Genomic DNA, 11,783 nt, shown 5'->3' with positions numbered 1-11,783 from the left:
GACTGCTTCTGCGAGTCGTCCAAAACGACCTCTTTTAATAAAATGAGAGTCTATAATCACGTTAGCGATAAAATTCATGCCTTCTCCCATTCCTACAGCTCCTTTAATAAAGGATTCTGTACTACTTCCACCAGTAATCATTTCTTTAGACATACACATCGCTCCAGCGCTCGTTCCTGCAATGACTAGATGGTCATTTTTATAGCGGTCTAAAATGATATTGTGAACGGTTGTATGCCCAATCTTTCTCGTAATCTTGGATTGATTTCCACCACTGAACATTAAACAATCTGCTTTTTTAATCAGTGCTATGTTTTCAGCTAATTCTGAATCTTCTTTTTTTCGAATGTCCATTACATGAACATTTGTACATCCTAATTTGCCAAAAGCGCTTAAGTAATTTTCTCCTACTTCTTCGGGAATACTTGAGGCTGTAGGGATCACAACAATCAATGCTTCAGGACCTCCACTCTCGCTAACAACTCTTGAGAGAATTCCATCCTCAACATATTCCAGCGTGTGTTGTTCGTGTTCTGTATTTCCTTTATCCTCGTTCCCCCCAATTGGAATTAGTGTTCCTTTTGTCATGATCATCATTTTTAACAGTTTGCAAAAATACATCAAATGTTCTATAAAAATGATATATTTATAGGATACCAATATTAATTATCTATATAATCTTCTACATATGAAAATAAGAGAAATCAATGCTATGCGTGGTCCTAACTATTGGTCCGTGAGACGTCACAAATTAATTGTTATGGTTCTAGATTTAGAAGATATGGAACAACGACCATCCAATACGATTGATGGTTTTTTAGAACGTTTAAAAACGGTGTTTCCTACGATGTATTCTCATCGTTGTTCTGTGGGAGAACCTGGAGGGTTCTTTCAACGTGTAGAAGAAGGGACATGGATGGGTCATATTATAGAGCATATCGCGTTAGAGATTCAAACACTAGCAGATATGGATACTGGTTTTGGAAGAACCAGAGATTACGGCGAACCAGGCGTATATAATGTCGTCTTTTCCTATATAGAAGAAAGTGTTGGACGTTATGCTGCCAAAGCAGCTGTACGTATCTGTGAGGCACTTATTGACGGAGAATCGTATGACCTTAAAGATGACATACAAGAAATGCGTGAATTGCGAGAAAGCGAAAGGCTAGGGCCAAGTACAGGCTCTATCGTAGAGGAGGCAGCAAATAGAGGTATCCCTTGGATTCGACTTAATAGGTATTCACTTTGTCAATTAGGATATGGTGCGAATCAAAAAAGGATCCAAGCAACGGTTACTAGTGAAACCAGTAGTATTGGTGTAGAACTTGCTTGTGATAAAGAAGATACCAAATATTTACTAGAACAAGCAGAGGTAGAAGTACCCCGTGGGGATATTATTAGTAGAGAGCGCAGTCTTGAAGAGGCATGTCGTTATGTTGGATATCCTTTGGTTATTAAACCTATTGATGGAAATCACGGGAGAGGCATTACCGTAGATGTTCAAAATTATGAAGATGCTCTTGTCGGTTATCATGCCGCTAAAGAAGTATCTAGTAGAGTTATTGTAGAAAAATATATTACAGGAGAAGACTATAGATTGTTAGTCATTAACCATAAACTGGTGGCAGCAGCAATCCGTACGCCAGCGCATGTGATAGGAGATGGGAAATCTACAATTACAGAATTGGTAGATAAAGTAAATGAAGATCCTCGTCGAGGGTTTGGACATGAAAACGTACTTACGCAGATCACGATAAATGATCTTACCAAAACCATTATTAAAGACGCTGGATATACTGTAGACTCTGTATTAAAAGATAGAGAGCGATTGATTTTAAAAGACACCGCAAATTTAAGTACTGGTGGTACTGCAGAAGACATCACGGATATTGTACATCCTGCAAATGTTTCTATGGCAGAGCGAATCTCTAAAATCATAGATCTTGATATTTGCGGTATAGATATCATGACTAATGATATTACGAGACCTTTATCAGAAACAGGAGGAGCGGTACTTGAAGTGAACGCTGGACCAGGTTTTAGAATGCACTTAGCACCGACCACAGGACTACCTCGTAATGTAGCAGCACCTGTAATTGATAAATTATTTCCAGCTGGAGCTACAGGACGGATTCCTATTGTAGCCATTACCGGAACGAATGGAAAAACAACAACGACAAGATTAATAGCTCATATTGCAAAAATGAGTGGCTACAGAGTGGGATATACAACCAGCGATGGTGTATATATTCAAAACCGATTATTAATGAAAGGAGATTGTACAGGACCTACAAGTGCAGAATTTGTATTGAAAGATCCTACAGTTAACTTTGCTGTATTAGAATCTGCAAGAGGTGGTTTATTAAGAGCTGGACTTGGATTTACAAATTGTGATATAGGAATTGTGACCAATATTGCAGCAGATCATTTAGGTTTGAAAGGAATTCATACTGTTGAGCAATTAGCACGTGTAAAAGGTGTTATTCCAGAAACCGTTTTACCAGAAGGATATGCTATTTTAAATGCAGATGATGATCTTGTCTATAATATGCGCCGAAGTATTGATTGTAATCTTGCCTTATTTTCTATGGATGAAAATAATCCTAGAATTCAAGCACTACAACGTAAGGGTGGAATCACCGCTGTTTTTGAAAATGGGTATGTAACCATTTGTAGAGGAAGATGGAAAATGCGTATTATGAAAGTAGAAGATATTCCGCTTACGTACGGTGGGAAAGCTACCTTTATGATTCAGAATGTACTCCCTGCAATTCTTACGGCAAATATTAGAGGGATTAGTATTGAGGATATGAAAGCTGCTCTAGAAACCTTTATCCCGTCGGCTTCTCAAACACCTGGTCGTTTAAATATATTTGAATTTGAGAATTTTACCATTCTCCTTGATTATGCGCACAATCCAGCAGGAATGCGAGCATTACAAAAATTTACAGAAAACCTAAATCACTCTTACAAAGTAGGGATTATTGCAGGGATAGGAGATCGCCGAGAAGAAGATAATAATGAAATGGGAATGATCGCTGCGGATATGTTTGATGAAATCATTATCCGCCAAGATAAACATCTTCGAGGGAGGACGGAAGAAGAACTCATCAAAATGTTGAATGATGGAATTATGGCAAAAGATCCTAATAAGAAAACAACGATTATTCCATCCGAAAAAGAGGCAATTACACATGCAGTAAATAATGCAAAGAAAGGGTCTTTGATTATTTTATGTAGTGATGTTATTCCAGATGCCCTAGATTTAGTGGTTAGATTTAAAGAGCAAGAATCTAAAGGAGAAACAGTTTTTGCTTATTAAAAATCATTGATACAAACTATATTTAAAACGCCTTCTCAGTATGTATTACTAAGAAGGCGTTTTTATATGCTATTTCCACTAGTGTTGTGTACGCTTTCGCGAAAGCGTACTAACTTTTAAAGTATAGTATTAGATGATATGGCATCAGGAAACCGCTCGTTGAGTGATTTCCTTGTGTAGAGAGTTTCGTGTACTCGCGACCCCTTTTTTGATTTGTAATATTCAGATGAAATGAAACTATAGAAAAAAAGAAAGCCAAGCAAGATGCTTGGCTTTCACCCCAAATCATAATTGATTATTTAAAAGTCAATTACAACAGTCTTAAATATTTTTAGCTCTAAAGCGTTTGCAAATATAATAGAAAATTATAAAATACTCATTATTAGAGGTTGATTATCTTTAGTTACGTGTTATTTATAACATAACGATGGTTTTTATACAATAGTATATTGGAGTGTAAATTTTACTTGTAAAACTTTATCTATTATGTAATTAGTTCATTACATTTCTTGTTTTTTTTGGATGATTACAAGATTTTTTCAATAGCTAAAATACAAATTTATTAACGTCCATATTTAGAAAGTTGTGCTTTTAATTATTCATTTTCTAGTGCCTGTTTCCTTTTATGAAGATAGTATCTGCTAAAAGATCAATGTTAATTTTGGTTTGGGAGTTTGCCTAAGTACGCTTTCGCGAAAGCGTATACTGCCCAAATAATACAAGAAATATGTATTGAATACGTGGAGGAAATGCAATGATAAATGATGCAGGAAATTTAGTGTTAGTGAGATTTTTTAGTGAGAGATTAGTGTAGCTTCCTGGCATCATTTATATTGCTACTCAAACATACTAGGAATTGTAATTTAAATAAAAAACTTTTAGTCAAAGGCTTTATTTATTTAGTAAATATAAAATTCGCTAAATAAAATATAGTGTGATGATGGCAAAAAATTAGAGTTGTAAAAGCTTTAATAACACAGGACGATTAGCTGTGCTTAATGGGATAGATTCTTCTTTTAAGATTACTTTATCTTGCGCAATACTTATAATATGATGCTTATTTACGATGTAAGATCGGTGTGTTTTTACAAAATTGCTAGTGTTCAATTTTGAAACAGTATGTTTTAAGGTATGTGGAACTAATAATGTTTTTGACGTAGTGACAACATAGCAATAATTGTCAAAAGCCTTGAGGTATTTGATAGTCGTTTGATCTATTTTATGAACGTATCCTTCTGCTTTGATGAGTACATATTCCTTTGCAGTTAAAGATAAATTATGCCATGCAAGTTCAATATTGCTACGTAATCCGTTTTCTGTAAATGGCTTTACAATATATCCTAAAGGTTTGGTTTTTTTTACTCTGGTAATGGTCTCAGGATCTGTTTGTGAGGTAAGGTATAAATAAGGGATGTCTTCTTTGTCAAGTTCTAAAGCTAGATCTATTCCATCTTGATCTCCTTCAAGCTGAATGTCAAGTAATATTAAATCAGGTCTTAATTTATGAATTTGATGAAGTGCCGTTGCGTAGTTTTCACTATCGCCTATGACTCTATATCCTTGTTTTTGTAATGCCGTTTCAATGGTGGCAGCAATAATAGGGTCGTCTTCTACAATATAAATTTTTGGCTTCTTCAAGATACTGATTCCTTGCTTTTTCATAAAACTAACTCAAAGTATGTAGGATACGTCATTTATTTAGTGAAGTATCATTTTTCTTTAGTAAATCATAATACTTGAAATCTTGTGATTTTTAAAGTGGCTATAGTGCCCGTAGGTTCTGTGCCAGAATAAACGAGTGTTGCCTTTAGCTTTTTTGAAAGCGCCTTGATCAATTGAATACCAAAAGAACTCTCTTTGATTGTTTTGCACATTCCCTTGCCATTGTCAGATACTTTTAAAAGTAGGTTGTCTTCTTTTTCTTCAAAAGCAATGTGCATATTGCTTTGTGCATCTACTTCATCAAAAGCATGTTTTAGGACATTGGTTATTAGTTCGTTGAGTATGAGTCCTATCGGTGTTATCGTTTCGACATCCAAGACCATAGAAGCGACTTCTAGAGAATAGTTGATAGGTAATTTTGTAAACTGATGACTCTCAAAAATATCTTGTGTAAGGTCTTCAAAATACTCTTTGGTATTAATCCCTACTAATTGATCTTTATTGTATAATTTCTGATGAATAAGAACCATAGAGCGGACTCTATTTTGTGCTTCTTTTATGGCAAGTTGTGCTTCTTTATCTTGTATGCTTTCTGATTGTAAATAGAGGAGAGAAGATACAATTTGAAAACTATTTTTTACACGATGATGTGTTTCTTTAAGTAGTGCATTTTTATCATCTATCGTTGCTTCTAGAAGTATTTTTTGTTTTGCTAATAGGTTGTTTTTCTTTCTATTTTTATAATAAAAAAATCCTAGTAATAATGTGAGTAAAAAACCAGCAAGCGCTAAGTACGAGTATAAACGGCTTTCTCTTTGTTTTGCTTGTAACTCTATGTTTTTTAACTCTTCTTCCTTACTAAACTCATAGTCCATCTCAAGTTGTGTCTGTTTTTTTATGTTGGTAGCATTAAAAATAGAGTCATTCGTTTGTGCATATATTTCGTGGTTTAATAACGCTTTTGGAGTGTCGTTTAAGTTTTTATATGCTATATACAGACAGTGACAGGATTGAGTAATTACTTCTACAATAGAGTTTTCTACAGCGATTTTTTTTGATTTCTCACAATCTTCTTTTGCTTTGTCATATTCTTGTAAGTCAAGATAGGTATCTCCCCTATATGCAAGAGATTCTGAAAGTTTATTGTTTATTTTTTGACTTTCATAAAATTGTATCACCTCGTCTAGATATTTTAGGGCTTCTTCATATCGTTGTAACTTTGAAAGTGCAATACCTATATTGAGATCAGAATTTGCAATAATTCTTGGAGGTACGTTTTCTTTTGATTTTAGTAATTTACCTTCCTTAAAAAAATCGAGAGCTTCTTGGTACTTTTTCGTTTTTAAGAAAAGGTCTCCTTTGTTTGTTATAAAAACGCCAGCAATAGAATATAATTCACTTTGTTTTGCTATTCTATAACCGTCATCATAATACGCAATCGCTTTTTCATATTCTTCCATTTGGTTATAGAAGTTTCCAAGCGAATTACTTAATGTCAATTTCTGTTTGTTGAATACTAAGATATTTTTAGAAGATAATTTTTTGAGGTCAATTTTATCAAGAATTCTCTGAGCATTGAACATAAGATTTATGGAAGAAGAGATATCCCCCGATTTTCTGAAGACACCACTCTTTGTCATATAAATGGATGCTTTTAATAACTCTTGTTGATCATTCAGGTTTTCTTCACTCAACTCAAGATAGTAAAGCGACGAGTCTAATTTTGAATTGTAATAGTAATAGTTGCCATAATTAAAATAAGTGTTAGAAAGCATTTCCTCATCACGTGCATTTTTAGATATTTCTAATGCTTTTTTAATAAGCTTTAATGTAGACTTGTTATACCGATAATTACTTATGGTATAATTAAGTGTATCTACTTTCTTTGCATCTGAAGATATATTTTTTATTTGTAAAAGAAATGCATCTGTTTTCTGTTCAAAGGTGTCTTCTTGAGCATAAATAGGGGCTGTACATAGAGATATAATCAGTATTAAAATCAGTTTAGATAAGGAATGCATTTACTAAATTTTATGAATGGTTATAGCAGGTAAAAATAAATAGGGGGTCTTTATTTTATTTAAAAATACAATTATATCTTTTATGTTTAGTTATAGGCATATTCGAGCGCTTTTATTAGTTTATTAAAAGACAGGATAATATCATATAATATTATGGTTTTTTAGTAAAATGATCGGATACTATAGCCTCTGATTTGCCATCGCTATACTTCATCATAGTAAACCCTTCGTGTATGGCATAACTTCCAGTTTCTCCAGCGTTATTCATAGCGATATATGCTACTTGAAAATCTTTATAACGATCTCCTTTTTTTACAATACGATGGATCGCTTCTTCACAGGCTTTTTGAGGAGACATCCCGTTACGCATTAATTCGACCACAAGGAAACTACCTACTGTTTTTAAAACTTCTTCTCCCATTCCAGTAGCTACAGCGGCACCTATTTGATCATCTACAAATAATCCAGCACCTATAATGGGAGAGTCTCCTACGCGACCCTTCATTTTATATCCCAATCCAGAGGTGGTACAAACCCCAGCAATTTTGCCAGAGGTGTCCATAGCAAGCATGCCTATAGTGTCATGATTTTCGACATTGATCGCGGGTTGGTAATTACTCGTTTTTAGCCATTCTTTCCAAGCTTTTTCTGAAGAAGGGGTCAGTAATTTTTGTTTTTTAAACCCTTGGGTGTAGGCAAACTCTTCAGCACCTTTACCAGCCATAATCACATGCGGTGTTTCTTCCATGACTTTACGCGCTAATGCCGCTACGTGAACAATATTTTCTACCGCTAGTACCGCTCCATAATCTCCTTCTGGAGACATGACACAAGCGTCAAGTGTTACATTACCTTCTCGATCTGGAGTTGCACCTATCCCTACCGTTGTGTTTTCTTCATTGGCTTCTTCGATAGCCACACCATCTATAATAGCATCTAATGCAGGTTTGCCCTGAGCTAATAACTCCCCAGATGTTGTATTGGCTTTTTCAGTATTCCAAGTACTAATGGAAATATAGGTAGGCTTCGCCAGCGGTACACTAGCTGTTTCTATTGTTTCTAGTGCCTTAGTATCCGATTCTTTGCAACTTATGGCGGCAACACCTGTAGCAATTCCTGCTCCAGTCAACGCCGTATTTTGTATAAATTTTCTTCTATTCATTCTGGTTTGGTGTGTTTTGCTTTGTACTTCGACTGGCTTCATTTGAATTTTGCTTTCGCGAAAGCGTATATCTTTATAGCATTAGTATTCCAAACATCATAGCCATAGAACGATCTCAAGATACTACTTTATTCTTTTTTATTTTTTTGTAGATCCACTGAAATAAAAATACATAGCCTATAAACAGTCCTAATTTTAATAAGAGATGCAATGGCCAATAGGGAATTGTATCCAAAATGTACAATAGATCAAAACCTGACGCTCTATCTGTCCCATAATCTCTATGGATGGAGGTAATAAAAATCACATATTGTTCTAGCGTAATTAAGAAAAAGGAACTGATAGTAGTCTTATCAATATGTTTTTTCTGACACGCTTAAAGCGAAAAGGTTGTGTGATAAAAAGCCACGAAAATAACATAAGCCAGTATGCCCACGCATACGGTCCCGTTGCTCTGTTGATGAGTGCATACTCTTCATTTAGATTCTCTATAAAAAGGAAAAGATAGCAATAAGAGGCAATGATGATGAGCGTGTAAAGTATTCCAGAAAATACAATAAGGCGACATGCCATCTCATCAATTTTTGAGACCGTGTCTTTTAATTGTGGAATGTGACGCCCAATTAGAAACGGAATCGTAAGGAGACCAAAAGGAATGAAAATATCACTTCTTAAAAATTCTAATACAATACCAAAAAGATCTGTCATTGGATAGCAATTTCATCTATAAATACCCAACTACGTCCTTCATAAGGATGTCCTTTATGCCATGTTGGGACAGGACCAAGTGTTTTGGCAATAAGCTTTACATACCGGATTCCAGACCGTTTTTCTTCGCCTTTGACAGTTTTGATGCTTACGTTGTCTGTAGGAGAAGGAGGTACTATCGTCTCGCTCTTATATAATTCAAATGTTTTACCATCACTAGAAACCAGCAATTGTACTTCTTTGGGAAAGAAAATCCAGCTTCCTTGATCTTCCAGAAAATTGGTTTCGATAGATGTGATGTCTTGAGCGCTTCCTAAATCTACCGTAGCAATCACATCCCTATCGTGATATCCTTGCCAAGTACCTGTTCTAAAATTTGCTGTCCCTCGTATCCCATCAATCAGTGCATCATTACCCCCAGCATTATACGCATTTGCATATTCGGCATCTAGTTGTATAGAGAGGTTTTCGTCTATTTTATAAAAATTGGTTTTGATGGTGACACTCTTTTGACCTTCTTTTTCAGAATAGGTGTGTAGGGTTATAGCTTCTGTAATAGTAATAGGTGTTGTATATTTTTGAAAATCACTTCCCGTTGTGCTGTAATAAATCGTCGTTTCTGGGTCTACTATGTCCAATACAATTTCTGTCTGTTTCTTGAAGGCAATATCACCTTTGGCAATAAAAGGTACAGGAACAATCAATGCGTCTTTGATTTCTGTACTTGGGATATGTGCATTGTCTGTTCCCCAAGTCGAGGGTTGATTGGTCATTTCAAAGATGAGTGAACCTCCTTTGGTAATAGCATCATGAGTTAGATATGAAAACGGGTGTAGCTCACCGTTTAATTTCGCGGAAGCGATATAGATATTCTCATCAGACAGGTTGTTGGCTTGTATGGTAAACGTATTTCCATTTTCAAGATGGATGGTGGCTTTGTCAAATAAGGGCGCGCCAATAATGTACGTGTTACTTCCTGGAGTTACCGCATAAAAACCCATACTGCTTAACACATACCACGCACTCATCTGACCGCAATCCTCATTGCCTGAAATACCATCAGGTTCGTTGGTATACAACGTCGTTAAAATCTCGCGAACTCGCTCTTGTGTCTTGTGCGGTTTATTGATAAAATTATAGAGATACGCCATGTGGTGGCTAGGCTCATTGCCGTGTGCATACTGCCCAATAAGTCCCGTGATATCTGCTTGGTCACGTCCTGAAGTCTGTGACTTGGCGGTAAATAGTTCATCTAGCTGTACTTCTAAGACATCTTTTCCACCCATGAGTTGTATGAGTCCTGTGATATCTTGAGGGGCATAAAAACTATATTGCCATGCATTTGCTTCGGTATAATTAAAGTTGACTTCAAAAGGATCAAAAGGGGAGAACCACGTATTACGCACCCGACCTCGCATAAATTTACTACTAGGGTCAAAAGTGTTTTTATAGTATTGCGCTCGTTGTATAAAAGTATTGTAGGTTGCCATATCTCCTTTGGATTTTGCCATTTGCGCAATGGTCCAATCATCATAGGCATATTCTAAGGTTTTTGATACCGACTCAGATTCTTCTTCAACAGGTATGTAGCCAAAGGCTTTATAGGCTTCTAGTCCTAAATGATCTCTCGTTGCGCTATGCAACATCGCTTCAAATGCTTTATCGGTATCATAATCGCGGATGCCTTTCATATACGCATCTGCAATCACAGGGACGGCGTGATATCCGATCATACAGCCTGTATAGTTTGCCGAAAGATCCCACATGGGTAAGATGCCGCCTTCGTCATATTTTGCTAAAAAAGTATTTATAAAATCATTAGTGCGCTCTTCTTCAATGATGGTGTATAAAGGATGTGCCGCTCTGTAGGTGTCCCATAATGAAAACACGGTATAATAGTCAAAATCGGTGGTTTGATGTATTTTCTGATCCATCCCTCGATATCTGCCATCAACATCTTGGTAGATATTTGGCGCCAACATTGTATGATATAAAGCACTGTAAAAGTTGGTTTTGTTATTGGTATTTGTGTCTTCAATCACAATTTTAGAAAGTTGTGATTCCCATGTATCTCGTGCTTCTTGTTTCAGTTGCTTAAAGGATTTGGAGCTGATTTCTGTCTCTAGATTCTTTTTGGCACCCGCTTCGTCTACGGCAGAGATTCCCACCGAAACATAAATAGGTTCGTTGTTGGGGTTGTCAAATTCAAGAGCCATTTTAGTAGGAGCACTCTCCCTATTTGAAGTGGTTTTAAACGGACGAGACGTTTTAATATAATAAAAAAGCCTCTGCTCTTTTGCCCAAGATTCGGAGAATCGGTGACCGCTGATTTCTGTGTTAGAAAGGATATTGATGCTTCCATCTAGTAATATGTCTCGATGTTCTATGTCCAAAATGATGTGTTGATTTTTCGCTTTCGCGAAAGCGAACTTATGCATCCCTGCTCTCTGAGTAACCGTCAGGGCAACATCAATATCTGTACTATCCAAATGGACTTCATAATAGCCAGGACTTGCTTTCTCAGTATCATGAGAAAAGGGAGCTCGGTACCCATGTTTACCATCGGCGCCATTATGAAAGGTGACAGAGGTGGTAGGCATCAATAAAATATCTCCATAATCTAAAATCCCTGTACCACTTAAGTGCGTGTGACTGAAACCATAGATATACGTATCATCATAGTGATAGCCAGAGCAACCGTCCCAACCTTCTAGTCGGGTGTCAGGGCTTAATTGCATCATACCAAACGGCATCGTAGCGCCAGGATACGTATGCCCATGACCACCTGTCCCTATAAATGGATTCACATAATTTATTAGTGGGTAATCACCAGAAGCTAGCGTAGCGTTATCTTTTTTACAACTAAAACAAACAGAGAGTATAAAAAGGAGTAGGATTCTAAAACGCA

The 11,783-nt window shown here is 36.2% G+C and carries 7 protein-coding genes; 1 reads left to right on the top strand and 6 read right to left on the bottom strand.

Going from position 1 to position 11,783, the window contains the following annotated elements:
• Window positions 1-594: cyanophycinase (locus Q0505_RS02535; protein ID WP_299208447.1), on the bottom strand; the 594-nt coding region annotated here is incomplete at its 3' end.
• A gap of 94 nt (window positions 595-688) precedes the next feature.
• Here Q0505_RS02535 and cphA point away from each other — a divergent pair.
• Window positions 689-3,322 carry a cyanophycin synthetase gene (gene cphA / locus Q0505_RS02530; protein ID WP_299208443.1) on the top strand — a complete coding sequence of 878 codons (2,634 nt, stop codon included), beginning with the start codon at window positions 689-691 and terminating at the stop codon, window positions 3,320-3,322.
• Window positions 3,323-4,273: 951 nt separating this feature from the next.
• Here the strand turns inward: cphA and Q0505_RS02525 are convergent.
• The 5 genes from Q0505_RS02525 to Q0505_RS02505 form a co-directional block, all read right to left on the bottom strand.
• On the bottom strand, window positions 4,274-4,960 hold the full coding sequence (locus Q0505_RS02525) for a response regulator (protein ID WP_299208441.1): 687 nt from the start codon (window positions 4,958-4,960) through the stop codon (window positions 4,274-4,276).
• 89 nt (window positions 4,961-5,049) lie between these two features.
• A complete protein-coding gene (locus Q0505_RS02520) occupies window positions 5,050-7,005 on the bottom strand; it encodes a histidine kinase dimerization/phosphoacceptor domain -containing protein (RefSeq protein ID WP_299208439.1) in 1,956 nt (651 codons plus the stop codon).
• A gap of 151 nt (window positions 7,006-7,156) precedes the next feature.
• A complete protein-coding gene (locus Q0505_RS02515; protein WP_299208446.1) occupies window positions 7,157-8,167 on the bottom strand; it encodes a N(4)-(beta-N-acetylglucosaminyl)-L-asparaginase in 1,011 nt (336 codons plus the stop codon).
• 324 nt (window positions 8,168-8,491) lie between these two features.
• The gene (locus Q0505_RS02510; protein WP_299208438.1) at window positions 8,492-8,875 is read right to left on the bottom strand and encodes a hypothetical protein; all 384 of its coding nucleotides are present in this window, start codon (window positions 8,873-8,875) and stop codon (window positions 8,492-8,494) included.
• Window positions 8,872-11,783 (bottom strand): GH92 family glycosyl hydrolase (locus Q0505_RS02505; protein WP_366519361.1); only part of this gene is annotated, 2,912 nt, incomplete at its 5' end. The genes Q0505_RS02510 and Q0505_RS02505, both read right to left, overlap by 4 nt.

It is taken from the genome of uncultured Dokdonia sp., from assembly GCF_937910895.1.
Lineage (GTDB): Bacteria > Bacteroidota > Bacteroidia > Flavobacteriales > Flavobacteriaceae > Dokdonia.
The sequence above is the reverse complement of the archived record's forward strand: the minus strand, read 5'-3'. Positions and strand labels throughout refer to the sequence as shown.

Bases quoted from the DNA above. Each gene is read 5' to 3' on its own strand.
- cphA (WP_299208443.1), top strand. From the start codon at position 689: ATGAAAATAAGAGAAATCAATGCTATGCGTGGTCCTAACTATTGGTCC.
- Q0505_RS02520 (WP_299208439.1), bottom strand. From the start codon at position 7,005: ATGCATTCCTTATCTAAACTGATTTTAATACTGATTATATCTCTATGT.
- Q0505_RS02515 (WP_299208446.1), bottom strand. From the start codon at position 8,167: ATGAATAGAAGAAAATTTATACAAAATACGGCGTTGACTGGAGCAGGA.
- Q0505_RS02510 (WP_299208438.1), bottom strand. From the start codon at position 8,875: ATGACAGATCTTTTTGGTATTGTATTAGAATTTTTAAGAAGTGATATT.